Source organism: Streptomyces roseirectus (assembly GCF_014489635.1).
Taxonomy (GTDB): Bacteria; Actinomycetota; Actinomycetes; order Streptomycetales; family Streptomycetaceae; genus Streptomyces; species Streptomyces roseirectus.
The window spans coordinates 2,212,024-2,237,175 of record NZ_CP060828.1 but is presented as its reverse complement, the minus strand read 5'-3'; the positions used below and the strand labels follow the sequence as shown (position 1 = coordinate 2,237,175).

At 69.8% G+C, this 25,152-nt stretch carries 17 protein-coding genes; 13 read left to right on the top strand and 4 right to left on the bottom strand.

The annotated features are described in order from the left end of the window. Positions 1-30: 30 nt before the first annotated feature. The 4 genes from IAG44_RS09170 to IAG44_RS09155 are packed head-to-tail and all read left to right on the top strand — an operon-like array spanning position 31 to position 5,913. On the top strand, positions 31-1,704 hold the full coding sequence (locus IAG44_RS09170; RefSeq protein ID WP_246561596.1) for an ABC transporter substrate-binding protein: 1,674 nt from the start codon (positions 31-33) through the stop codon (positions 1,702-1,704). Beyond that, positions 1,701-3,209 (top strand): GH39 family glycosyl hydrolase, encoded by a 1,509-nt coding sequence (locus IAG44_RS09165; RefSeq protein ID WP_187746636.1) that lies wholly within the window; start codon positions 1,701-1,703, stop codon positions 3,207-3,209. The genes IAG44_RS09170 and IAG44_RS09165 overlap by 4 nt, the downstream gene beginning before the upstream one ends. Further along, the gene (locus IAG44_RS09160; protein WP_187746635.1) at positions 3,206-3,892 is read left to right on the top strand and encodes a hypothetical protein; all 687 of its coding nucleotides are present in this window, start codon (positions 3,206-3,208) and stop codon (positions 3,890-3,892) included. Before IAG44_RS09165 ends, IAG44_RS09160 begins: the two co-directional genes overlap by 4 nt. Then, positions 3,889-5,913: a beta-galactosidase gene (locus IAG44_RS09155; protein ID WP_187746634.1), complete on the top strand. Its 2,025-nt coding sequence runs from the start codon at positions 3,889-3,891 to the stop codon at positions 5,911-5,913. Before IAG44_RS09160 ends, IAG44_RS09155 begins: the two co-directional genes overlap by 4 nt. Here IAG44_RS09155 and IAG44_RS09150 read toward each other — a convergent pair. Beyond that, on the bottom strand, positions 5,907-7,862 hold the full coding sequence (locus tag IAG44_RS09150) for an alpha-glucuronidase (RefSeq protein WP_187746633.1): 1,956 nt from the start codon (positions 7,860-7,862) through the stop codon (positions 5,907-5,909). The genes IAG44_RS09155 and IAG44_RS09150 overlap by 7 nt on opposite strands. A 932-nt stretch (positions 7,863-8,794) precedes the next feature. On the opposite strand from IAG44_RS09150, the gene ngcE reads away from it, so the two are divergent. The 9 genes from ngcE to IAG44_RS09105 all read left to right on the top strand — a co-directional run bounded on the left by ngcE (position 8,795) and on the right by IAG44_RS09105 (position 21,065). Further along, entirely contained in the window at positions 8,795-10,246 is a 1,452-nt protein-coding gene (gene ngcE / locus IAG44_RS09145) for an N-acetylglucosamine/diacetylchitobiose ABC transporter substrate-binding protein (protein ID WP_187746632.1), read from the top strand. Positions 10,247-10,262: 16 nt separating this feature from the next. Continuing rightward, entirely contained in the window at positions 10,263-11,189 is a 927-nt protein-coding gene (locus IAG44_RS09140) for a carbohydrate ABC transporter permease (RefSeq protein WP_187746631.1), read from the top strand. Further along, positions 11,189-12,094: a carbohydrate ABC transporter permease gene (locus IAG44_RS09135; protein WP_187746630.1), complete on the top strand. Its 906-nt coding sequence runs from the start codon at positions 11,189-11,191 to the stop codon at positions 12,092-12,094. Before IAG44_RS09140 ends, IAG44_RS09135 begins: the two co-directional genes overlap by 1 nt. A 186-nt stretch (positions 12,095-12,280) precedes the next feature. Next, complete coding sequence (locus IAG44_RS09130) at positions 12,281-13,480, top strand: ROK family transcriptional regulator (protein ID WP_187752589.1); 1,200 nt, start codon at positions 12,281-12,283, stop codon at positions 13,478-13,480. 121 nt (positions 13,481-13,601) lie between these two features. Then, positions 13,602-14,720, top strand: coding sequence for a sugar ABC transporter substrate-binding protein (locus tag IAG44_RS09125; protein ID WP_246561595.1), 1,119 nt, complete (start codon positions 13,602-13,604; stop codon positions 14,718-14,720). Between the two features lie 396 nt (positions 14,721-15,116). Further along, positions 15,117-15,908, top strand: coding sequence for an ATP-binding cassette domain-containing protein (locus tag IAG44_RS09120; protein WP_187746629.1), 792 nt, complete (start codon positions 15,117-15,119; stop codon positions 15,906-15,908). Between the two features lie 44 nt (positions 15,909-15,952). Then, positions 15,953-17,311, top strand: a complete 1,359-nt coding sequence (locus IAG44_RS09115) for a sugar ABC transporter permease (RefSeq protein ID WP_187752587.1) — start codon at positions 15,953-15,955, stop codon at positions 17,309-17,311. A gap of 204 nt (positions 17,312-17,515) precedes the next feature. Further along, positions 17,516-19,441: a 1-deoxy-D-xylulose-5-phosphate synthase gene (gene dxs / locus IAG44_RS09110; protein WP_187746628.1), complete on the top strand. Its 1,926-nt coding sequence runs from the start codon at positions 17,516-17,518 to the stop codon at positions 19,439-19,441. Between the two features lie 127 nt (positions 19,442-19,568). Further along, complete coding sequence (locus IAG44_RS09105) at positions 19,569-21,065, top strand: amino acid permease (protein ID WP_187746627.1); 1,497 nt, start codon at positions 19,569-19,571, stop codon at positions 21,063-21,065. Here the strand turns inward: IAG44_RS09105 and IAG44_RS09100 are convergent. The 3 genes from IAG44_RS09100 to IAG44_RS09090 form a co-directional block, all read right to left on the bottom strand. Further along, positions 21,046-21,216 (bottom strand): hypothetical protein, encoded by a 171-nt coding sequence (locus IAG44_RS09100; RefSeq protein WP_187746626.1) that lies wholly within the window; start codon positions 21,214-21,216, stop codon positions 21,046-21,048. The two genes, IAG44_RS09105 and IAG44_RS09100, sit on opposite strands and share 20 nt — an antisense overlap. A 464-nt stretch (positions 21,217-21,680) precedes the next feature. Further along, positions 21,681-23,819 carry a 3-hydroxyacyl-CoA dehydrogenase NAD-binding domain-containing protein gene (locus IAG44_RS09095; RefSeq protein WP_187746625.1) on the bottom strand — a complete coding sequence of 713 codons (2,139 nt, stop codon included), beginning with the start codon at positions 23,817-23,819 and terminating at the stop codon, positions 21,681-21,683. Further along, entirely contained in the window at positions 23,816-25,033 is a 1,218-nt protein-coding gene (locus IAG44_RS09090) for a thiolase family protein (RefSeq protein ID WP_187746624.1), read from the bottom strand. The genes IAG44_RS09095 and IAG44_RS09090 overlap by 4 nt, the downstream gene beginning before the upstream one ends. Positions 25,034-25,152: the final 119 nt, after the last annotated feature.

Here is a 25,152-nt window from a genome sequence, read left to right as displayed (position 1 = left end):
CGACCGCCTCAACGTGCGTAAGGAGTACCGGTGAAGAAGAACTCCCGTCACAACGCGGGCCAGTTGTCGCGCCGTCAGATCCTGGCCGCCGCAGGGTTCGTGGGCCTCGCCACGCTCACCGGCTGCGGCAGCGGCGACGACGGCGACGGCGGCTCGAAGGACCTGACCAAGAAGCGTAACGGCGCGATGGACGACTTCCGCCTCGGCCAGCAGTTCAAGGCGTCGAAGCCGCTGTCCTTCGACGTCCTGCACAACGACAACCCGGCCTACCCGATGAAGGCGGGCTGGCTGTTCTGGAAGGAGCTGGCCCGCCGCACGGGCGTCACCCTCAAGCCGATCTCCGTGCCGCTCAGCGACTACGAGAAGAAGCGCAGCCTCCTCATCGGCGCGGGCGACGCGCCCTTCCTGATCCCCAAGACGTACCACCCCTCGGAGACCGCGTTCGTCTCCTCGGGGGCGATCCTGCCCGTCAGCGAGTACGTCCATCTCATGCCCAACTTCCAGGACAAGGTGCGCAGATGGAAGCTGGAGCCCGAACTCGACGCGATCCGCCAGTCCGACGGCAACTACTACCTGCTGCCCGGACTGCACGAGAAGCTCAAGTCCGGCTACTCGATGGCGTTCCGCACCGACGTCCTCCAGAAGCACGGCCTCGCCCTGCCCACCACCTGGGACGAGGTCTACAACGTCTTCAAGGCGCTCAAGGCCGAATACCCCGACCGCTACCCGTTCTCCGACCGCTGGAACGTCAACACCCCGTTCCCGCCCGGGGCGTTCTTCGGCTACCTCGGCCAGGCGTACGGCATCCAGTCCGGCTGGTCCTACGACAACCTGAGCTGGGACGCCACCAAGAAGGAGTTCGTCTTCACCGGCGCCCGTGACGAGTTCCGCCAGATGCTCGAATTCGTCGCCAAGCTGGTCTCCGAGAAGCTGATGGACCCCGAGAGCTTCACGCAGACCGACGACGCCGCGCAGCAGAAGCTCCTCGCCGAGAAGTCCTTCGCGATCAGCGCCAACCCCCAGGTCCTGGTCCAGGAGTACCGCTACAACCTGAACAAGCAGGTCAAGGGCGCCACCATCGAGATGGTCCCGGTGCCGCTCGGCCCGGCCGGTCCCGTCGTCCTCGGGGGCCTCCGGCTGGAGAACGGCCTCATGATCTCCAGCAAGGCCCTCAAGAGCGAGAACTTCGTCGCCCTGATGCAGTTCGTCGACTGGCTCTGGTACTCCGACGAGGGCCAGCGCTTCAGCAAGTGGGGCGTCCAGGGCACCACGTACACCTACAGCGGCGGCCAGTACAAGCTGGAGCCCGGCATCTCCCTCATGGGCTCCATCCCGGACGCCCCGAAGGACCTCCAGAAGGACTTCGGCTTCTTCAACGGCGTCTTCACCTACGGCGGCAGCTGGGCGCTGGTCTCCTCCAACTTCAGCCCCGACGAGAAGAAGTTCCAGGACGCGATGGCCCAGCGCAAGGAGCTGCCCGTCGCCCCGGCCCATCCCCTCGAATCGTTCGAGCAGGAACAGGCCACCCTCTGGGACACCCCCCTCAAGGACCACGTCGGCCAGAACGCCCTCCAGTTCGCCCTGGGCAAGCGCCCGCTGTCCGAATGGGACGCCTACGTCTCGGAGTTGAAGTCCAAGAACATGGACCAGCTGGTCGCCCTGCACAACAAGGCGTACGAGCGTTACCAGAAGGACCACGCATGATCCGTGTCCCCGCCGAGCCCGTCGGCCCGTTCTCCGACGCCTGGCGCCGCTGCGTCGGCACCGGACGGGCCGAACTCGCCCTGCGCCGCGACTTCCAGGACTCGCTGAGGATCGTCCAGCGCGAGATCGGCTTCGACCTCATCCGGGGCCACGGCCTGTTCAGCGACGGCATGGGCGTCGTCCGCCCCTACGACCAGGCCGGCCTGCGGGGCGTCCAGCACAACTTCACCTACCTCGACCAGGTGATCGACGCCTACCTCGAAGCCGGGATCCGCCCGTTCCTCGAACTCGGCTTCATGCCCGAGGAGTTGGCCTCCGGTACGCAGACGGTCTTCTGGTGGAAGGGCAACATCACCCCGCCCCGCTCGCACCAGGACTGGGCCGACCTCGTCCGCGCCACCCTCACCCACCTCGTCGACCGCCACGGCCTCGACGAGGTCCGCACCTGGCCCATCGAGGTGTGGAACGAGCCCAACCTCGACATCTTCTGGCAGGACGCCGACGAGAAGGCGTACCACCACCTGTACGAGGTGACCGCGCACGCCGTGAAGGAGGTGGACGCCTCCCTCCAGGTCGGCGGCCCCGCGATCTCGCCCGGCGCCGACGAATGGCTGCCCCGCTTCACGGAGTTCACCGACCGGCACGACGTCCCCCTCGACTTCGTCTCCCGGCACGCCTACACCTCCGGGCCCGCCCAGCGCGTCCCGTTCAGCAGCTACCAGACCCTCGCCCCGGCGAGCGGCCTCCTCGACCAGTTCGCCACCCCGCGCCGCCAGCTCCAGGGCACCCGGTACGCCGGACTCCCCGTCCACATCACGGAGTTCAACTCCTCCTACTGCCCGGACAACCTGATCCACGACACCGCGTTCAACGCCGCCTACCTCGCCCCCGTCCTCGCGCACGGCGGTGAGCTGGCCGACTCCTTCTCGTACTGGACGTTCAGCGACATGTTCGAGGAGGCGGGCGTCCCGACGGCCCTGTTCCACGGCGGCTTCGGCCTGTTGACGCACCGTCAGATCAGGAAGCCGACGTTCCACCTGTACGCGTTCCTGTCCCGGACGGGCCCCGACCTCCTCGCCCTGGGTGACCACCACCTGGTGACCCGCCACCCCGACGGCCGCGTAACTGCCCTCGCCTGGGCGCCAGTTGACCCGACGGGCGAGACCCCGGGCCCGGACCGCCACGAGGTGCACCTCTCCATCCCGCTCGCCGGAACCGAGGCGTTCGTCCGCCGCTCGACCGTCGACGAGACCCACGGCAACGCGTACACGGCCTGGCGCGCGATGGGCAGCCCCCGCTCCCCGAAACAGGGCCAGCTCGACATGCTGCACGAGGCGTCGCAGCCGTCCCGCACCCACGACCGGCTCCCCCTGGCGGACGGCCGCGCGGACCTGCGGCTGACGCTGGCCCGCAACGAGATCACCCTCGTGGAACTCTCCCCGGTGGTCGACGAGAGCTTCGCGTGGTGGGACGAGACACGGCTGCTGGGCCGGGACCCGCGATGAGCGCGGGCGGCGCCGTCACCGGGTTCGGCACCGGCCCCCTCTCCCGGGCCGCGACCCTCGTCCACACCCTCCTCACCACCGAAGCCCTCCTCCTGCTCACCGCGGCCCCCGGCCTGATCCCCCTCGTCCTCCTCGGCGCCGCCCCCGCCAACCTCCCCCTCGCCGCCCTCTTCCTCCTGCCCCTCGGCCCCGCCGTCTCCGCCGCCGTGTACGCCCTCCACCACCGCAGCGCCGACCTCACCGACCTCCACCCGGCCCGCACCTACCTCCGGGGTCTGCGCGCCAACACCCTCCCCGCGCTCAAACTCTGGGCCCCGCTGCTCGCCTGGCTGACGGTGATCGCCTTCACCCTCACCCACTTCGAGACGACGGGCCTGCCCGTCTGGTGGGCGGTGATCCTCGCCGCCACCGCCCTCGCCGCCCTCCTGTGGGGCGCCCACGCCCTCGTCCTCACCTCCCTGTTCACGTTCCGCGCGCGGGACACCGCCCGCCTCGCCGCCTACTTCCTCCTGCGCCACGGCAAGGTCACCCTGGGTGCCCTGTCCCTGCTGATCCTGACCGGCGCGATGACCGCCCTCCTCGCCGAAGCCCTCCCCGCCCTCCTGTCGGCCCCGCTGCTCCTCTCCCTGCTCCACACCGCCCGCCCGGTGATCGCCGAGACGAAAGAGGACTTCACCCGATGACCGACAAGATCCGGTACGGCGGCGACTACAACCCCGAGCAGTGGCCCCGGGAGGTGTGGACCGAGGACCACCGGCTCTTCGGCGAGGCCGGCATCGACACCCTCACGGTCGGCGTGTTCAGCTGGTCCCTGACCCAACCGGCCGAGGACACCTACGACTTCACCGTCCTGGACGCCGTCATGGACCGCGCGGCGGCCGAGGGCAGGAGCGTCTGCCTGGCGACCGGCACCGCCGCGCTGCCCCCGTGGCTCGCCAGGAAGTACCCCGAGGTCAACCGCACCGACTTCGAGGGCCGCCGGCACCGCTACGGCCAGCGCCACGACTTCTGCCCCAGCTCGCCCGCCTACCGCCGCCTGTCCACGGCGGTGGCCGCCCGCCTCGCCGAACGCTACGGAAACCACCCGGCGTTGCTCGCCTGGCACGTCAACAACGAGTACGGCGGCGCCTGTTACTGCGACCTGTGCGCCGAAGCCTTCCGCGCCTGGCTGAAGGCCCGCCACACCACCCTGGACGCCCTCAACGACGCCTGGTGGACGACGTTCTGGTCCCACCGCTACACCGACTGGGCCGAGATCGAACCCCCGAGCGCGCTCACCGAACACTGGAAGGGCCCCGACCACACCGCCTTCCAGGGCCTCACCCTGGACTACCGGCGCTTCATGACCGACGCCCTCCTCGGCTGCTTCACGGCGGAGAAACGGGCCATCCGGGACCACGACCCGCAGACCCCGGTGACGACGAACATGATGGGCGCCTACCGCCCCCTGGACTACCACCGCTGGGCCCCGCACCTCGACTTCGCCTCCTGGGACAACTACCCGCCCCTGGACGCCCCGCCGACCCGCCCGGCCCTCGCGCACGACCTGATGCGCGGCCTCAAGGACGGCGCCCCCTTCTGGCTGATGGAACAGACCCCGTCGACGACCGCGTGCCGCGACGTCAACCCGCTGCGCCGCCCCGGCGAACTGCGCCTCGCCACCTGGCAGGCCGTCGCCCACGGCGCCGACGCGGCCCTCTACTTCCAGCTGCGCGCCTCCCGGGGCGCCTGCGAGAAGTACCACGGCGCGGTCATCGGCCACGCCGGCCGCGCCGACACCCGCACGTTCCGCGAAGTCGCCGACCTGGGCCGTGAGTTGGCCGACCTCGGCGACCTCACGCTGGGCGCCCGCACCCCGTCGCGCACCGCGCTCCTCTTCGACTGGGACAGCTGGTGGGCCCTGGAGATCTCCGACGGCCCCTCCCGGCTCGTCCGCTACCTGGACGTCGTCCACGCCTACTACCGCGCGGCCCGCGAGGCGGGCGCCGACGTGGACGTCGTCCCCGTCACCGCCGACCTCACCCCGTACGACGTCGTCCTCGCGCCCGCCCTGCACCTCGTCAAGGGCGACCTGGCGGCGCGGCTCGAAGAGGTCGCGGGGCGCGGGGGGAGCGTGCTGGCGACGTTCCTGTCCGCGCGCTCCGACGAACACGACCGCGCCTTCCTCACCGACCTGCCCGGACCGCTGGCCCCGCTGCTCGGCATCCGGATCGACGAGTGGGACTCCCGTCCCTGGGAGGTAGTACAACCCGTAGTACTTCCGGACGGGCCGACGGCGCAGGCCCGGCTGGTCTTCGAGCTCGTCCAACTGCGCGGCGCGCAGCCCGTGGCCCCCTACGGCGCCGACTTCTACGCCGGCACCCCCGCCGTCACCCGCAACCGCTTCGGCGAGCGCGGCGGCGAGGGCTGGTACGTCGCCACCGCCCTCGACCAGCCCGGCGTCGACCACGTCGTGCGCCGCGTCCTGGCCCGCCACCACCTGATCGGCCCCTACGCCGACCACCCGCACGTCGAGACCGCGACCCGGGTCACCGAGGACGGCACACCGCTGCTGTTCCTCCTCAACCACGCCCGGGAGACCGCCCGGTTGACCGCGCACACCACGACGACCGACCTGCTCACCGGGAAGCGGGTCGAGGCCGGCTCACCCCTGGTCCTCGACCCGCTCGGCGTCGTGGTCCTGAAACCGGACGACCTTCAGTAGATGACCCGCCCGCGTTCGTCCGGCACCCCCGACTTGCGGAAGAAGTAGCTGTTCACCTGGTCCCGCCACTCCCGGGCACTGCGCACCTGCTCCTCGAACCGCTCGGCGCCCCGCGCGAACCGCTCCGCGTCCACCACCCCCTTGAGGCCCGCCCACACCCGGCGGGCCTCCTCCGCCTCCTCGACCCCCTCGAAGTGCGTGTCGTAGATGTGCTGGATCACCGTCTTCCCGCTCTTCAGCACATGCCCGTACGGCACATGGTGGAAGAACAGCAGCAGCTCGTCCGGACAGCTCTCCACGGACTCGTACACCGACGCCCACGGCGGCCCGTACTGCCCCGCGTACCCGGTGCCGGTCGCCACGCTCCGGTCGACGCCGACGCCGTCCCGGTCGGCGAAGTGGTAGGTCCCCCAGGGGCTGTACTCGTACCCGTCGACGCTCGGCCCGTAGTGGTGCCCCGGCTGCACCATGAAGCCCACGCCGAGCGGCGCCGTGTACTTCTCGTACGCCGCCCAGGACCCGGCGAGCAGGGTGCGCAGCCCGCCCAGGTCGCCGTCGCCGAAGGTCAGTCGCAGCCACTCGTCGAGCACGTCCAGCGGGTCGGCGGACGGCTGCCACGCGAGGCGGCCGAACGTGTAGAGGTTCGCCTGCGCCAGCGGGTGACCCGTCCAGAACGGGTCGTCGCCGACGTTCGACACGGCGACCAGTTCGCTCGCCAACTCGCCTACGGACGGGCCCTGTTCGCCGTGCGGGCGGAAGGTCAGGACCTCGCTCCACATCGGACCCAGCCAACAGGCGTGCCGCTGCTGGCCGGTGTACTCCTGCGTCGCCTGCACCTCGACCGCGAACCGGGTCCGGGGGAGGGCGCCGAGCACCGGGGAGACCGGCTCGCGGACCTGGAAGTCCATCGGGCCGTGCTTCACCTGGAGGACCGCGCCCTCCGCGAACTCCCCGTCCAGCGGCGCGAAATGGTCGTACGCCGCCCGCGCGCGGTCCGTCGTCCGGTCCCGCCAGTCCTGGCGGTGGTCGTAGACGAACGCCCGCCAGTGCACCGTCCCGCCGTACGGGGCGAGGGCGGCGGCGAGCATGTTGGCGCCGTCCGCGTGCGAGCGGCCGTACGCGAACGGGCCGGGCTGGCCCTCGGAGTCGGCCTTCACCACGAACCCGCCGAAGTCCGGTATCGCCTCGTACACCCCCCGCACGGCACCGGCCCACCACTCCCGCACGTCCGCGTCCAGCGGGTCCGCCGTCGTCAGGCCGCCCAGCACGATCGGCGCGGCGAACGTCACCGACAGGTGCGTGCGGATCCCGTACTCCCTCAACACCCCCGCGATCTGGGCGACTTCACCGATCCGCTCGGTCAGCAGCCGTGCCTCCACGGCGTGCACGTTCACGTTGTTGACGGCGACGGCGTTGATCCCGCAGGACGCGAGCAGCCGCGCGTACGCCCGCACCCGCCCGAAGTCCCCCCGCGCCTCCCCGTCCGCCCAGAACACCGACCCGCCCGCATACCCCCGCTCCACCTGCCCCATCACCGGATGCACGGCCACGTTGTCCCAGTGGTCCACCATCCTCAACGGCAGCGCGGGGGAGTGGAGTTCACTCCGCACGGGCCCCTCGAACGCCCCCTCCCCGAGCCGCACGACATGAAAGAACCCGTACAGCAACCCCACCCCACCGGACGCCCTGACGCCGGCCCGCTCCCCATCGAACTCAAAAAGGAACTCTTCATCCCCCAGCCCAACTTCCCCCACCTCCAACACCAACTCAGCCTCCCCACCCCCCACTTCCCTCCCACCGAACCACCCACAAACCTCCCGAACCTCCCTCCGCACACTCTCCACCACTCCCCCTTCCCCCCTCACCCCCACCCTTCGCACTCCCACCGCCCGAAACGCCTCCACAGGCAGCCACGCGGCATCGAAACGCCCACCCGAAACGGACGACATACTTCCCCCAACCCAACGACTCGAACAGACAGTCACTCCTCCCCGTACGTACCCCCACCCCCCACGAACAACGCCCACACCACACCCCGCCATGAATCCGGCCCCGAAGTCACCACCGGACGGGGTCTGTTGGCCGGCCGGGTGCCATCGCTCATGAACGGCACCCGCTCCGCCGTGGATGGTGTGGCGACGCGAGGCTGCTGGCCTCCGCCCGGAGCTGGAGCCGCGCCTACCGGCCTGCCCGGCCAGGGCGTGGGCTGCTCACTGGTGCTGGCCCAGGGGGCCAGCCCGCCGAGTCACCGGCTCCACGCCGGTACACCACCCAGCGGGACATGACCCCGCCGCGCCGAGGGAGCCACCGGCCGGCCGCCTCGGCTCCGCGCGGTGCCGAACAGCCCGCACGTTTGGACCACTTGACGGGCCGACACCCGACGGAGTCGAGCCCCCCGATGGGGAGGCGCCACGCGGCCCCGACGCGCGGGTCACGGTCTCGGCGCGGCCGGCGCCCGGCCGGATTGTGGTGCCGATGCGCGTGCGCGGTGCGAGCAGCCACGCGCCGCCCCGCCCGAATCCACGGCCGAATCCCCTCCACTTGGCACCACGAACGGGTGAAACCGCTTCGCCCTCTGAAGTCGCGCTCGCCCTCCCCGGAGGAGGTGGCGAGCTCCGGCGCGCAGCGGTGAACTCGGGGTCGGCAAACGCTTTCCGGCTGGCGGGAGGGAATTCGCGGGGTGGGGCGTAAGCGGTGGCTCCGGATTTCTGGGAGGTATCAACTCGGAAAAGACCCTTGACGAACCTTGCATTCGATCTTGCTCAGCCGCCGGGAAATGGACTATACCTGTCGGCGTTTCCTGCACGACCCTGCTTGACCCGACGCGGTGCCGGTCAGTTCCGGTACCGCCCTGAGTCCTGGAGAAGGCGAGGACTTGAGCATGGGATCCACATCCGCAGAAAGCCGGGGACCGGCAGGCGTCGGCCGCCGCACGATGATCAGGACGACGGCGGCACTCGGCCTCGGCGCCGTCCCCGCCGTCTCGCTGCTCACCTCCTGCGCCAGCGGCGGCGGCGACAGCGAGGAGAAGGCGAAGACGGGGACGAAGACCGCGCAGAACCCGCTCGGCGTGAACGATTCCGCGACCCTGGAGTTCGTCCTGTTCGACGGCGGTTTCGGCACCGCGTACGCGACGGACGCGGTGAAGACGTACGAGAAGGCGTTCCCCAAGGCCAAGGTGAAGTTCTCGGCCACCCAGAAGATCCAGACCGTCCTGTCGCCCCGCTTCAACCAGGGCACCCCGCCCGACCTGATCGACAACTCCGGCGCCGAACAGATGGACATGGGCATCCTGGCCGGCAAGAAGCAGCTCACCGACCTCACCCCGCTGCTCGACGCCCCGTCCTACGACGACCCCGCCAAGAAGGTCCGCGACACCCTGCGCCCCGGCATCGTCGAGATGGGGCAGCTCGACGGCGACCCGGTGTGGATCCTGTACTACGCCTACACCGTGTACGGCGTCTGGTACTCCCAGAAGGCCCTGGACGCCCTCGACGCGACGTACCCCGAGACCTGGGACCAGATGCTCGCGGTGTGCGAGAAGGCCAAGAAGAAGGGTATGGCCGGCTGGACGTACGCGGGCAAGTACCCGTACTACCTGCCCTTCTCGCTGTACCCGATGATCGGCAAGGTCGGCGGCCGCGAAGTCCTCGACGCGATCGACAACCTGGAGCCGAACGCCTGGAAACACCCGGCCGTCAAGACCTGCTTCGAGGCGTACTACGAGCTCTACAAGAAGGGGTACGTCCTCAGAGGTACCCCCGGTCTGGACCACATCCAGTCCCAGACGGCGTGGGCGCAGGGCAAGGCGCTGTTCATCCCCAACGGCTCCTGGGTCGAGAACGAGTCGGCGAACGTCATGCCCGCCGACTTCGACCTCGCGGTCTCCGCGCCGACCGGCATCGACGCCTCCGACAAGATGCCGTTCGGCACGCTCTGGGCGTCCGGCGGCGAGCCGTTCATCGTCCCCGCGAAGGCGGCCAACGCCCTCGGCGGCATGGAGCAGTTGCGCATCATGCTGAGCGAGGCGTCGTCGCGGAACTTCACCGCCAAGGTCAAGTCGCTGAGCGCCTTCGACGGCGGCACCGACGGCATCACCCTGACCCCCGGTCTGAAGTCGGGCGTCGCCGCGCTGGCGAAGGCCGGCGCCAACGTCCTCAACCCCCGGCTCCAGGACTGGTACGTCAAGCTCCAGAAGGAGCAGATCGGCGTCTCCGGGCTCGGCGAGATGATGGCCGGCCGGCTCACCCCCGTCGAGGCGATCAACAAGATCCAGGGGTACGCCGACGCCGCCGCGAAGGACACGTCCATCAAGCACTACAAACACCAGTAAAGGCAGCGGTGGAGCGATGCGGCACGGCCAGTACCGGTTCATCGCCGGGTTTCTCGCACTGCCCCTGGGGATCTACGGCCTGTTCGTCCTGTGGCCGTTCGTCCAGTCGATCTACTACTCGTTCACCGACTGGACCGGCCTGAGCCCCGAATTCAAGATGGTCGGGTTCGCGAATTACCGGCGGATGTTCGAGGACGACGTCTTCTGGAAATCGCTGCAGCACAGCCTGCTCTTCGCGGTGCTGCTGCCGCTCGTGACCATCGGTCTCGCCCTCTTCCTCGCCTTCATGATCAATGTGGGCGGCCGGCGGAGAAAGGGCGGACCGGCGGTCACGGGCGTCCGGGGATCCTCGTTCTACAAGATCGTCTATTTCTTTCCGCAGGTCCTGTCGATCGTCATCGTCGCGCTGCTGTTCGCCTTCGCCTACAACCCGGACAGCGGCGCGATCAACTCGATCCTGCGGGGAGTGGGCCTCGACGGCGTACAGCCGCTGTGGCTCGGCGATCCGGATCTCGCGCTGTGGTGCGTGATGGCCGTGCTGGTCTGGTCCACCGTCGGCTTCTTCGTCGTCCTGTTCTCCGCCGGCATGGCGTCGATCCCGGCCGACCTGTACGAGGCGGCGCTGCTGGACGGCGCCGGGCGGGCCGCGACGTTCTTCCGCATCACCCTGCCGCTGCTGTGGGACACCGTGCAGTCCGGCTGGGTCTACATGGGCATCCTCGCCCTCGGTGCCGAGTCGTTCGCCGTCGTCCAGGTCATGACCGTGGGCCCCGGCGGACCCGACTACTCGACGACGGTGCTCACGCTGTACGTGTACCAGACGGCGTTCCGGGACGGTCAGGCCGCCTACGCCACCACCATCGGCGTCGCCCTGCTCGTCGTCACGCTCGCGTTCGCCGCGGTCGTGATGCGGCTGGGGCGGCGGGAGCGGCTGGAGTACTGATGAAGACCACCGAGACACCCGCTCCCGCGCCGCTCGCCAAGGTCTCCGGCGACACCCCTCCCGCGCCGCGCGCCAAGCGGGAGGGGGGCGTCCTCAACGTCTTCTCGCACGGCGTGCTGATCCTGTGGGCCGTGATGGTCGTCCTGCCGCTGGTGTGGGCGGTGATGACGTCGTTCAAGACCGACTCCTCGATCTTCAACTCGCCCTGGGCGCTGCCCGACCGGCTGCACTTCGAGAACTGGGGCCGGGCCTGGACCGAGGCCGACATGGGCGACTACTTCTTCAACACGCTCGTGGTGGTGGGCGGTTCGCTCGTCGGGACGCTGGTCCTCGGCTCCATGGCCGCCTACGTGCTGGCCCGCTTCGAGTTCCCCGGCAACCGGTTCGTCTACTACCTGTTCGTCGGCGGCATGAGCTTCCCGGTGATGCTCGCCCTGGTCCCGCTGTTCTACGTCGTGAACAACATGGGCCTGCTCAACACCATCCACGGGCTGATCCTGGTCTACATCGCCTACTCGCTGCCGTTCACCGTCTTCTTCCTGACGGCGTTCTTCCGCACCCTGCCCACCTCCGTCGCCGAGGCGGCGTTCGTCGACGGCGCCTCGCACAGCCGGACCTTCTTCCAGATCATGCTGCCCATGGCCCGGCCCGCCCTGGTCAGCGTCGGCATCTTCAACTTCCTCGGCCAGTGGAACCAGTACCTGCTGCCCACGGTCCTCAACACGGACCCCGACAAACGCGTCCTCACCCAGGGCCTCGTCCAGCTCGCCGTCAGCCAGGGCTACAAGGGCGACTGGTCAGGGCTCTTCGCGGGCCTGGTGATGGCGATGCTGCCGGTGCTCGGGGCGTACGTCGTCTTCCAGCGCCAGGTCGTCGCGGGGCTCACCGCGGGCGCCGTGAAGTGATCCCCGTACACCTGGTGAAAGCGGCAGAAAACGCTTGCACGAGCATCCCCCACACCTTGCGCCCCGCATCTCCCCGGAAACTGTTCAACCTCTTGACGGGAGGCGACCGGAACGGCTCAGCTTAGAGTTCACTAGTTGGACATAGACGGGGCCTCGTCGATGCGGCCTCGCGCGCGGGAGGTCGTCGTGGAGACTCCAGGGTCGCAGTCGTCACTGCACCGAGCCAACCTGGAGCGGGTCGTACGGGCCGTCCGGCTGGCCGGATCCCTCACCCAGGCGGAGATCGCCCGCACGACCGGCCTGTCCGCCGCGACCGTCTCCAACATCGTCCGGGAGTTGAAGGAAGGCGGGACCGTCGAGGTCACGCCCACGTCGGCGGGCGGCCGCAGGGCGCGCAGCGTCAGCCTCAGCGGGGACGCCGGCATCGTCATCGGGGTCGACTTCGGCCACACGCACCTCAGGGTCGCCGTCGGCAACCTCGCCCACCAGGTGCTCGCCGAGGAGGCCGAGCCGCTGGACGTCGACGCGTCCTCCGCGCAGGGCTTCGACCGGGCGGAACAGCTGGTCAGCCGCCTGATCGAGGCGACCGGCGTGGACCGCTCGAAGATCGCCGGCGTCGGTCTCGGCGTCCCCGGCCCGATCGACCTGGAGTCCGGGACGCTGGGCTCCTCCGCGATCCTGCCCGGCTGGATCGGCACCCGACCCGCCGAGGAACTGCGCGGCCGGCTCGGCGTCCCCGTCCACGTCGACAACGACGCCAACCTCGGCGCGCTCGGCGAGATGGTGTGGGGGAGCGGCCGGGGCGTCCGTGATCTTGCTTACATCAAGGTCGCCAGCGGCGTCGGCGCGGGCCTCGTCATCAACGGGCGGATCTACCGGGGTCCGGGCGGCACGGCGGGCGAGATCGGGCACATCACGCTCGACGAGTCCGGCCCCGTCTGCCGGTGCGGGAACCGGGGCTGCCTGGAGACGTTCACCGCCGCGCGCTACGTCCTGCCACTCCTTCGGCCCAGTCACGGCCCGGAACTCACGGTCGAGGGCATGGTGCGCCTCGCGCGGGACGGAGACCCCGGCTGCCGCCGTGTCATCGCTGATGTGGGGCGCCACATCGGCAGCGGCGTCGCCAACCTCTGCAACCTGCTCAACCCCAGCAGAGTCGTCCTCGGCGGGGATCTCGCGGAGGCCGGAGAGCTGGTACTGGGGCCGATCCGGGAGTCCGTCGGGCGCTACGCCATCCCCAGCGCGGCACGTCAACTGACCGTGCTGCCGGGGGCGTTGGGGGGCCGCGCGGAGGTCCTCGGGGCGCTCGCGCTGGCCCTGAGCGAGATGGGCGATTCGACGCTTTTGGACGGCACGCTGACGTCCGCTACACCCGCCTTCACTTAGAGAACGCATTCCGCCGTTGCCATCTCGTTAAGTATTTACTTCTTGACGCCGAACGTACGGCCGAGTTGACTTCCAGCCACCTCGGCCGCAGCGTTGCGGCCCTGTCAGGGAGGCAAACCCCATGAACGCAACGATGCGTAGATTCGCCATCGGCGCCACCGCCGTCTCCATGGCCCTCGCGATGGCCGCGTGCGGCAAGGCGGGCGACGACAAGGACAGCGGCAGCGACGCGTCGTCCGCAGGCACCGGCTCCGGCGGTGGCAGCAAGTCCATCGGGCTGCTCCTCCCCGACACCGTGACCGCGCGGTACGAGAAGTTCGACAAGCCGTACTTCGAGGACAAGGTCAAGGCCCTCTGCGCCGACTGCAAGGTCGAGTACGCGAACGCCGCCGCCAGCGCCACCATGCAGGCCCAGCAGGTCAGCAACATGATCACCAAGGGCGTCAAGGTGATCGTGGTCTCCGCCCAGGACTCCGCCGCGATCAAGTCCTCCATCCAGGCCGCGGTCGACAAGGGCGTCAAGGTCGTCGCGTACGACCGCCTCGCCCAGGGCCCGGTCTCCGGCTACGTCTCCTTCGACAACGTCAAGGTCGGCGAGCTCCAGGGCCAGGCGCTGCTCACCTCGCTCGGCGCGAAGGCCACCAAGGCGTCCAAGATCGTCATGATCAACGGCGACGACGCCGACCCGAACGCCGCGCAGTTCAAGGAAGGCGCCCACAAGGCCCTCGACGGCAAGGTCACCATCGCCTACGAGCAGTCGGGCCTGTGGAAGGACACCGTCGCCGCGCAGAAGATGTCCGCCGCGATCACGCAGATCGGCGCGAAGAACATCGCCGGCGTCTACTCCGCCAACGACGGCATGTCCGGCGGCATCGCCAACACCCTCAAGGGCGCCGGCATCAGCGGCATCCCGCTGACCGGCCAGGACGCGGAGCTCGCGGGCATCCAGCGCATCGTCGCCGGCACCCAGTCCTCCACCGTCTACAAGGCGTTCAAGCCCGAGGCCGAGGCCGCCGCGACCATGGCGGTCGACCTGCTGAACGGCAAGGACATCTCCTCCCTCGCCACCACCACCCTGACCAGCGGCTCCGGCAACAAGGTGCCCTCGCAGCTGCTGACCCCGGTCTCGGTGACCAAGGCCAACATCAAGGACACCGTCGTCAAGGACGGTCTCTACACCGCCGCGCAGATCTGCACCGGCGAGTTCGCGGCCCCCTGCAAGGCCGCCGGCCTCCAGTAGGCGGCCACGGGGGTACGGGGCTCCGGGCAGGTACGACGGAGCCCACGCCCCACAGGTACTACGGGTTCCACGGGGGCGGAGCGGATCGGGGCGGCCGGCACAGCGGGCCATCCGATCCCCCTCGCCCCTCACCGTCGTCCCCGTACGACCCCGGAGCCACCCCCGTACCCCCTACCCCCCGAACTCGTCCGGCGTCCGCCCCACCTCTACGTCCCGCTACCGGGACGGGCGCCGGACGGACCGGGGAGCGCGTGACGCCCTTGCCGACGGCAGCCGGCGCGCGCATGTTCATCTTGTAAAGCCCGGTGCGCGGGAGACGTCCGACAGGGCGCCCGCGCACGACCCTCCGCGCCTGTAAACCCAGCGCGGCATCCCGCCGGTCAGGCGGCGAAGGAGATGGTTCACGTGTCCGCTACGCCCGTGCTGGCGTTGCGCGGAGTCTCCAAGCGATTCGGTGCGGTCCAGGCCCTCACCGACGTCGATCTGGAGGTCCACGCCGGAGAAGTGGTCGCCCTGGTCGGCGACAACGGCGCAGGAAAGTCCACGCTGGTCAAGACGATCGCCGGGGTCCACCCGATCGACGAGGGCGTCATCGAGTGGGAGGGCGACGCGGTCAGCATCAACAAGCCGAACGACGCCCAGTCCCTCGGTGTCGCGACCGTCTACCAGGACCTCGCGCTCTGCGACAACCTCGACGTCGTCGGCAACCTCTACCTCGGCCGTGAGCTGCTGCGCCGCGGCACGATCGACGAGGTCACGATGGAGAAGAACGCGCGCGAGCTGCTGTCGACGCTCTCCATCCGCATCCCGAGCGTCCGCATCCCGATCGCGAGCCTGTCCGGCGGCCAGCGCCAGGTCGTCGCGATCGCCCGCGCCCTCATCGGCGACCCCAAGGTCGTCATCCTCGACGAGCCCACCGCCGCCCTCGGCGTCGAGCAGACCGCGCAGGTCCTCGACCTCGTCGAGCGGCTGCGCGAGCGCGGCCTCGGCGTCATCCTGATCAGCCACAACATGGCCGACGTCAAGGCGGTCGCCGACACGGTCACCGTGCTGCGCCTGGGCAGGAACAACGGCTCCTTCCCGGTGAAGGACACCAGCCACGAAGAGATCATCGCCGCGATCACGGGCGCCACGGACAACGCCGTGACCCGCCGTGCCGGGCGTCGCACCACGGAGGCGGCGAAGTGAGCGACACCCCGAAGAAGACGCAGGACACGAAGGACACCCAGGTCGTGGAGACCGAGAAGACGGCCAAGGCCGAACAGGCCGAGGCGGAGAAGACGGCGAAGGCCGACGCCACCAAGGCCGCCGAGGGCCAGGACACCGTCGCCCCCGCCGACGACCCCACGGCCGCCCCGGTCACCGTCGTCGACCCCCGCCTCCTCGTCCGCGAAGAGGGCTTCAAGGGCTACTGGACGGAGTTCGTCCGCAAGGTCAAGGGCGGTGAGCTGGGCTCCCTGCCCGTCGTCCTCGGCCTGATCGTCATCTGGACGATCTTCCAGGTGAAGAACGACCGGTTCCTGAGCGCCGACAACCTCTCCAACATCAGCTACTTCCTCTCGGCCACCGGCATGCTCGCCATCGGCCTGGTGTTCGTGCTGCTGCTCGGCGAGATCGACCTGTCCGTCGGCTCGGTCAGCGGCCTCGCCTCGACCCTGTTCGCGGTGTTTGTGGTCGACCACACCATGAACCCCTGGCTCTCGCTGTTCCTGACGGTGCTCACCGGCGCCGCGATCGGCGCGCTGCACGGCTGGTTCTTCGCGAAGATCGGCGTGCCCGCGTTCGTCGTCACCCTGGCCGGCTTCCTCGGCTGGAACGGCCTGATGCTGTGGCTGCTGGGCTCCTCCGGCACCATCAACATCCCCTCGGACTCCGGCCCGGTGAAGCTCCTCGGCCAGAGCTCGTTCTTCATGGACCAGCAGATCATCGGCGCCTACCTGCTGGCCGGCCTCGCGGTCGTCCTCTCGCTGGTCGGCAACTTCGGCGAGCAGCGCCGCCGCAAGGAGGCCGGCGTCCCGTTCCGGCCCACCGCCGAGATCCTGATCCGGGTCGGCCTGCTCGCCATCGCCTCGTTCGCGGCGGCGGCCGTCCTGAACAACTCCAACGGTGTCTCCAACTCGCTGGTGATCTTCCTCGCCGCGCTGGTCATCGTCGACTTCGTGCTGCGCCGCACGACGTACGGCCGCAAGGTCTTCGCGGTCGGCGGCGGCATCGAGGCGGCCCGCCGCGCCGGTATCAACGTGCCGATGATCCGCATCAGCGTCTTCGCCATCTCCGGCGGCTTCGCGGCGGTCGGCGGCATGTTCTTCGCCGGCCAGACGGCGTCCGCGACGCTGAACGCGGGCGGCGGCAACACCCTGATGCTGGCGATCGCCGCGGCGGTCATCGGCGGTACGTCGCTCTTCGGCGGACGCGGCTCGGTGTGGTCGGCGCTGCTGGGCATGCTGGTCATCCAGTCGATCCAGACCGGCCTGGACCTGCTCAACATGAACACGTCCATCCAGTACATGATCACCGGTGGCGTCCTGCTCGGCGCGGTCGTCATCGACTCGGTGTCCCGCAAGAGCCAGAAGGCGTCCGGACGCGGCTGACGCTCCCCGCGAGCCGATCCGACCTGACGTGCCCGGCACTCGAACACGAGTGCCGGGCGCGGTCATGTCATAGGTTCAGCCGATGATGGGTACGGCCGAACGCGTGACGTACGACCCATGGGCCGGAGTCCGGCCACCGGGACGGAACATTAGACTCGACAAGCCCGGCAACAGCTCGAACAGCTCTACTGCAAGGAGGCACGGGTGCCGCTGCTGACCCGCATCACGGGACCGCGCGATCTGGACCGGCTCAGCCTGGAGGAGCTGGACCAGCTGGCGGGGGAGATCCGGACCTTCCTCGTCGAAGCCGTCTCCAAGACCGGCGGCCACCTCGGCCCGAACCTCGGCGTGGTCGAACTGACCATCGCCCTGCACCGCGTGTTCGAGTCCCCCCGGGACAAAATCCTCTGGGACACCGGACACCAGTCCTACGTGCACAAACTCCTCACCGGCCGGCAGGACTTCTCGAAGCTCAAGATGAAGGGCGGCCTCTCCGGCTACCCCTCCCAGGCGGAGTCCGAGCACGACGTCATCGAGAACAGCCACGCCTCCACGGTCCTCGGCTGGGCCGACGGCATCGCCAAGGGCAACGAGATCCTGAACCGGGACGCCCACGTCGCGGCGGTCATCGGGGACGGCGCCCTCACCGGCGGCATGGCCTGGGAAGCGCTCAACAACATCGCCGACGCCAAGGACCGCCCCCTGGTCATCGTCGTCAACGACAACGAGCGCTCCTACGCGCCCACCATCGGCGGCCTCGCCAACCACCTCGCGACCCTGCGCACCACGGACGGCTACGAGCGCTTCCTGGCCCGCGGCAAGGACCTCCTGGAGCGCACCCCGGTCGTCGGCAAGCCCCTCTTCGACACCCTGCACGGCGCGAAGAAGGGCCTCAAGGACTTCATCGCCCCGCAGGGCATGTTCGAGGACCTGGGCCTGAAGTACCTCGGCCCGATCGACGGCCACGACATCGAGGCCCTGGAGTCGGCGCTCACGCGCGCGAAGCGCTTCGGCGGCCCGGTCATCGTCCACTGCATCACCGAGAAGGGCCGCGGCTACCAGCCGGCCCTCCAGGACGAGGCGGACCGCTTCCACGGCATCGGCCCCATCCACCCCGACACCGGCCTGCCGGTCAAGGCGTCCGGCGCCGACTGGACGTCCGTCTTCGGGGACGAGATGGTCGCGCTCGGCAAGGAGCGCGAGGACATCGTCGCCATCACCGCCGCGATGCTCCAGCCGGTCGGCCTGAAGAAGTTCGCTGACGCGTTCCCCGACCGCATCTACGACGTCGGCATCGCCGAGCAGCACGGCGCCGTCTCCGCCGCCGGCCTCGCGCACGCGGGCGTGCACCCCGTCTTCGCCGTCTACGCGACGTTCCTGAACCGCGCCTTCGACCAGGTCCTGATGGACGTCGCCCTGCACAAGTGCGGTGTCACGTTCGTCCTGGACCGCGCGGGCGTCACCGGCACCGACGGCGCCTCCCACAACGGCATGTGGGACATGTCGATCCTCCAGGTCGTCCCGGGGCTCAGGCTCGCCGCCCCGCGCGACGCCGACCAGGTGCGCGCGCAACTGCGCGAGGCCGTCGAGGTGGACGACGCGCCGACCGTCGTCCGCTTCTCGAAGGGCGCCGTGGGGCCCGCCGTCCCGGCCGTGGGGCGCGTGGGCGGCATGGACGTGCTGCGCGAGCCGGGCACGGACTCCCCGGACGTCCTGCTGGTCTCCGTGGGCGCGCTGGCGCCGATGTGCCTGGAGATCGCCGGCCTGCTCGACCAGCAGGGCATCACGACGACCGTCGTCGACCCGCGCTGGGTGAAGCCGGTCGACGAGGCGATGGCACCGCTCGCGGACCAGCACCGGGTGGTCGTCACCGTCGAGGACAACTCGCGCGTGGGCGGTGTCGGCTCGGCGGTCGCGCAGGCGCTGCGGGACGCGGGCGTCGATGTACCGCTGCGTGACTTCGGGATCCCGCCGCGCTTCCTCGACCACGCCTCGCGCGCGGAGGTCATGGCGGAGATCGGGCTGACCGCGCCGGACATCGCGCGGCAGGTCACCGGCCTGGTCTCGCGGCTCGACGGCCGCTACGGCAGTGACGCCGAGGTCGGTTCCGTGGAGTCGGCGCGCGACTGACACGCCTGGATGGGCCGGATCCTTCACTACTTAGAGTGACGGATCCGGTCCATTCGCGTTAATGGTGTGACGTCCGGGCATACGACCTACGCCCCCTCTCGATGATCAGGCGTGGGAGGTCCGACCCGTGAGCAGCAGTATCTTCAGGACGAAAAAGATCGAGCAGTCGATCCAGGACACCGAGGAGCCCGAGCACGCTCTCAAGAAGTCCCTGTCCGCCCTGGACCTGACGGTCTTCGGCGTCGGTGTCATCATCGGCACCGGCATCTTCGTCCTCACCGGCACGGTCGCCAAGAACAACGCGGGCCCGGCCGTCGCCCTCGCGTTCGTCGTCGCCGGCGTCGTCTGCGCGCTCGCCGCGCTCTGTTACGCCGAGTTCGCCTCGACCGTCCCGGTCGCCGGTTCGGCGTACACGTTCAGCTACGCCTCCCTGGGGGAGCTGCCCGCCTGGATCATCGGCTGGGACCTCGTCCTGGAGTTCGCGCTCGGCACGGCGGTGGTGGCCGTCGGCTGGTCCGGGTACATCGCCTCGCTCCTGGACAACGCGGGCTGGCACCTGCCGGCCGCGCTCAGCGGGCGGGACGGCGCGGACGGCTTCGGCTTCGACATCCTCGCCGCGGCCCTGGTCCTCGTCCTCACCGGGATCCTCGTCCTCGGGACCAAGCTCTCCGCGCGCGTGACGTCGCTGGTCGTCGCGATCAAGGTGACCGTCGTCCTCGTCGTCGTCATCGCGGGCGCCTTCTTCGTCAAGGGCGACAACTACGACCCGTTCATCCCGAAGTCCCAGCCGGTCGAAGCGGGCGGCGACCTCCAGTCCCCGCTGGTCCAGCTCATGTTCGGCTGGGCGCCTTCCAACTTCGGCGTCATGGGCGTGTTCACCGCCGCCTCCGTCGTCTTCTTCGCGTTCATCGGCTTCGACGTGGTGGCGACGGCGGCCGAGGAGACCAAGAACCCCCAGCGCGACATGCCCCGGGGCATCCTCGGCTCCCTGCTCATCTGCACGACGCTCTACGTGGCCGTCTCCGTCGTCGTCACCGGCATGCAGCACTACACCGACCTCTCGGTCACCGCGCCCCTCGCGGACGCCTTCAAGGCCACCGGCCATCCCTGGTTCGCCGGGTTCATCAGCTTCGGCGCGGCGGTCGGCCTGACGACCGTCTGCATGATCCTCCTGCTCGGCCAGACCCGGGTCTTCTTCGCGATGAGCCGCGACGGCCTGCTGCCGACGTTCTTCTCCCACGTCCACCCGCGCTTCCGCACCCCCCACCGCCCGACGATCCTCCTGGGCGTGGTCATCGCGATCGTGGCCGGCTTCACCCCCCTCAGCGAACTCGCCGAACTGGTCAACATCGGCACCCTGTTCGCCTTCGTGGTCGTCGCGATCGGCGTCGTCATCCTCCGCCGCTCCCGCCCCGACCTCCCCCGCGCCTTCCGCACCCCCTGGGTCCCCCTCATCCCCATCCTCTCCGTCGCCGCCTCCCTCTGGCTCATGCTCAACCTCCCCGCCGAGACCTGGCTGCGGTTCGGCCTCTGGATGGCACTCGGCTTCGCGGTGTACTTCCTGTACGGCCGCAAGCACAGCCGGCTGGAACAGCAGGAACAACTCAGCCACCGGGCAGGCTGACCTTCTCCGGCACCCAGGGCACGGCCTCGCTGCTCCACCGCGCGAGGCCGGCCGTCCCCCGCGTGTTCTCGAACGTCACGCGGACGCCGAACACGCCGAGCCCGCGCCTCGGTTCGTGCTGGTCCTCGACAGTCGGCTCCTGCTCTCGCATCGCGAAGGTCGCCGCCCCGACCGGCGCCCCGGCACTGTGAGCTGCTCGACGGCCGGCAGCTCCATGAGGGCGCGCTCGCCCTCCGGCAGCCGTACGGGGGTGGCCAGGGCCTCGCGTCGATCCGCTCCTCGATCCGGGGAGTCGGGGACGGCGAGGAAGATCTCGGCGGTGAGGTCGGCCCGCGGTGTGCGGGTCGTCGACGCGCCGGGCCACGAACCGCAGTACCGCGTCGACGTGACGCCGGTAGAACTCCTCGAAGAGCCGTGGAGCACGCACCGCCGCGGCCGGTCCGCCCCGTGCCTGCTCCGCGTCGTCCACCAGTGCGCCCTCCTGAGTCGGGAACCTGTCGCCCGTTCTCGGCCCGGGACGCGAAAACCGTTACAGGGCATGGCCGTTGGTGCCCGCCGACGCAGCGAAAAGGGCCCCCGCTTCCCGCGAGGGCCCTCTCCGTACGGCTGTGGGTGTTACGCCGGAACCGACGCCGCCCCCGCCGCCAGGAACTTCTTGCCGTTCACCTTCTCGGAGACGCCCTCGCGGTCGAGGTACGGCGTGATGCCGCCCAGGTGGAAGGGCCAGCCGGCGCCGGTGATGAGGCAGAGGTCGATGTCCTGGGCCTCGGCGACGACACCTTCGTCCAGCATGAGCCCGATCTCCTGGGCCACGGCTTCGAGGACGCGGGCGCGGACCTGTTCCTCGGTGAGGACGTCGGTGCCCTGCTTGAGGAGGGCGGCGACCTCGGGGTCAAGCTCCGGCTTGAAGCCGTTCTCCGGGCGGTAGACGTAGAAGCCGCGCTTGCCCGCCTCGACGACCGCCTTGAGGTTGGGGGAGACGGTGAAGCGGTCCGGGAAGGCGCCGTGCAGGGTCTCGGAGACGTGCAGACCGATGGCGGGGCCGACCAACTCGAGGAGGACCAGCGGCGACATCGGCAGGCCCAGCGGCTCGACGGCCTTCTCGGCGACCTCGACCGGCGTGCCCTCGTCGATGACGTTCTGCACCTCGCCCATGAACCGGGTGAGGATGCGGTTGACGACGAACGCGGGCGCGTCCTTGACGAGGACGGCCGTCTTCTTCAGCTTCTTGGCGACGCCGAACGCGGTCGCGAGGGCCGCGTCGTCCGTCTGCTCGCCGCGCACGATCTCCAGGAGCGGCAGCACGGCGACGGGGTTGAAGAAGTGGAAGCCGACGACCCGCTCGGGGTGCTTCAGCTTCGACGCCATCTCGGTGACCGACAGCGAGGAGGTGTTGGTCGCGAGGATCGCGTGCGCCGGGGCGACCGCCTCGACCTCGGCGAACACCTGCTGCTTGACGCCGATCTCCTCGAACACGGCCTCGATGACGAAGTCGGCGTCGGAGAAGCCCTCGGCCTTGTCGAGGACGCCGGTGACCAGGGCCTTGAGCCGGTTGGCCTTGTCCTGGTTGATCCGGCCCTTGCCGAGCAGCTTGTCGATCTCGGCGTGGACGTAGCCCACACCCTTGTCGACGCGCTCCTGGTCGATGTCGGTCAGCACGACCGGCACCTCGAGGCGGCGCAGGAACAGCAGCGCGAGCTGCGAGGCCATCAGACCGGCGCCGACGACACCGACCTTGGTGACCGGACGCGCCAGCGACTTGTCCGGCGCCCCGGCGGGCCGCTTGCCGCGCTTCTGCACGAGGTTGAACGCGTAGATCCCGGCGCGCAGTTCCCCGCCCATGATCAGGTCGGCGAGCGCCTTGTCCTCGGCGTCGTACCCGGCCTGGAGGTCGCCGTCCTTCGCGGCGGCGACGATGTCCAGCGCCCGGTAGGCGGCCGGGGCCGCGCCGTGCACCTTGGAGTCGGCGAAGGCCCGCCCCTTGGCGACGGCCTGGTCCCACGCCTCACCGCGGTCGACGGCCGGCCGCTCGACCTTGACGTCGCCCTTGAGGACGGACGCCGTCCAGATCAGCGACTGCTCCAGGAAGTCCGCGCCCTCGAAGATCGCGTCGGCGATCCCGAGGTCGAAGACCTGCTGCCCCTTGAGCTGCTTGTTCTGGTTGAGGCTGTTCTCGACGATCACCGAGACGGCGTTCTCCGCGCCGATCAGGTTCGGCAGCAGCGTGCAGCCGCCCCACCCGGGCACGAGGCCGAGGAAGACCTCGGGCAGCGAGAACGCCGGGATCGCCTTGGAGACGGTCCGGTACCGGCAGTGCAGCCCGACCTCGACGCCGCCGCCCATGGCCGCGCCGTTGTAGTACGCGAACGTCGGCACCGCGAGGGTCGCGAGGCGCTTGAAGACGTCGTGGCCGCCCTTGCCGATCGCGTAGGCGTGGTCCCACTCCTTCAGCAGCTCGACGCCCTTGAGGTCGGCGCCGACCGCGAAGATGAACGGCTTGCCGGTGACGCCGACGCCGACGATGTCGCCGGCCGCGGCCTCCGCCTCGACCTGGTCGAGCGCCGTGTTCAGGTTCGCCAGCGACGCCGGGCCGAACGTGGTCGGCTTGGTGTGGTCGAGGCCGTTGTCCAGCGTGATCAGCGCGAAGCGGCCCGCGCCGAAGGGGAGGTCGAAGTGGCGCACGTGCGCCGACGTGACGACCTCGTCGGGGAACAGCTCGGCCGCACCCTTCAACAGCTCAGCGGTGGTGCTCACTTGTCCCCCTCGAAGTGCGGGTTCTCCCAGATGACGGTCGCGCCCATGCCGAAGCCGACGCACATGGTCGTCAGGCCGTAGCGGACGTGTGGCTGCTCCTCGAACTGGCGGGCCAGCTGCGTCATCAGACGGACGCCGGAGGAGGCCAGCGGGTGGCCGAAGGCGATCGCGCCGCCGTACTGGTTGACGCGCTCGTCGTCGTCCGCGATGCCGTAGTGGTCCAGGAAGGCGAGGACCTGGACGGCGAACGCCTCGTTGATCTCGAACAGGCCGATGTCCTCGATGGACAGCCCCGCCTGCGCGAGCGCCTTCTCGGTGGCCGGGATCGGGCCGTAGCCCATGACCTCCGGCTCCACACCCGCGAAAGAGTAGGAGACCAGGCGCATCTTGACCGGCAGGCCGTTCTCGCGCGCGAAGTCCTCGGACGCGATGAGGGACGCGGTCGCGCCGTCGTTCAGACCGGCCGCGTTGCCCGCGGTGACCCGGCCGTGCACCCGGAAGGGGGTCTTCAGGCCGGACAGGTTCTCCAGGGTCGTCCCCGGGCGCATCGGCTCGTCGGCGGTGACCAGGCCCCAGCCCGTCTCACCGGCCTCTTCGTTCGTGCGGCGGACGGAGATCGGAACCAGGTCGGCCTGGATCTTGCCGTTCGCGTACGCCTTCGCGGCCTTCTCCTGCGAGCGCACCGCGTACTCGTCCGCGCGCAGCTTGGTGATCTGCGGGTAGCGGTCGTGCAGGTTCTCGGCGGTCATGCCCATGAACAGCGCCGACTCGTCGACCAGCTTCTCGCTGACGAACCGCGGGTTCGGGTCGACGCCCTCGCCCATCGGGTGGCGGCCCATGTGCTCGACGCCACCGGCGACGGCGATGTCGTACGCGCCGAACGCGACGGAGCCGGCGACCGTGGTGACGGCCGTCAGGGCGCCCGCGCACATGCGGTCGATGGAGTAGCCGGGCACGGACTGCGGGAGGCCCGCGAGGATGCCGGCCGTGCGGCCGATGGTCAGGCCCTGGTCGCCGATCTGTGTGGTCGCCGCGATCGCGACCTCGTCGATCTTCTTCGGGTCCAGGCCGGGGTTGCGGCGCAGCAGCTCCCGGATCGCCTTCACGACGAGGTCGTCGGCCCGGGTCTCGTGGTAGATGCCCTTCGGGCCCGCCTTGCCGAACGGGGTGCGGACGCCGTCGACGAAGACGACGTCCCTGACGGTACGAGGCACGATGGCTCCTCCAGGTGCGGGATGGCACAGCTGCGACGCGCCGCCCTCCGCTGATCGCTGAGCGGGCGCTCAGCCCCCATGCTACTTATCAGTAACGTGACTGCCCAGCCCCGGGGGTC

Coding starts and splice junctions, on each gene's coding strand:
- IAG44_RS09165 (WP_187746636.1), top strand. CDS start 1,701: ATGATCCGTGTCCCCGCCGAGCCCGTCGGCCCGTTCTCCGACGCCTGG.
- IAG44_RS09160 (WP_187746635.1), top strand. CDS start 3,206: ATGAGCGCGGGCGGCGCCGTCACCGGGTTCGGCACCGGCCCCCTCTCC.
- IAG44_RS09155 (WP_187746634.1), top strand. CDS start 3,889: ATGACCGACAAGATCCGGTACGGCGGCGACTACAACCCCGAGCAGTGG.
- IAG44_RS09150 (WP_187746633.1), bottom strand. CDS start 7,862: ATGTCGTCCGTTTCGGGTGGGCGTTTCGATGCCGCGTGGCTGCCTGTG.
- ngcE (WP_187746632.1), top strand. CDS start 8,795: ATGGGATCCACATCCGCAGAAAGCCGGGGACCGGCAGGCGTCGGCCGC.
- IAG44_RS09140 (WP_187746631.1), top strand. CDS start 10,263: ATGCGGCACGGCCAGTACCGGTTCATCGCCGGGTTTCTCGCACTGCCC.
- IAG44_RS09135 (WP_187746630.1), top strand. CDS start 11,189: ATGAAGACCACCGAGACACCCGCTCCCGCGCCGCTCGCCAAGGTCTCC.
- IAG44_RS09125 (WP_246561595.1), top strand. CDS start 13,602: ATGAACGCAACGATGCGTAGATTCGCCATCGGCGCCACCGCCGTCTCC.
- IAG44_RS09120 (WP_187746629.1), top strand. CDS start 15,117: ATGGTTCACGTGTCCGCTACGCCCGTGCTGGCGTTGCGCGGAGTCTCC.
- IAG44_RS09100 (WP_187746626.1), bottom strand. CDS start 21,216: ATGCGAGAGCAGGAGCCGACTGTCGAGGACCAGCACGAACCGAGGCGC.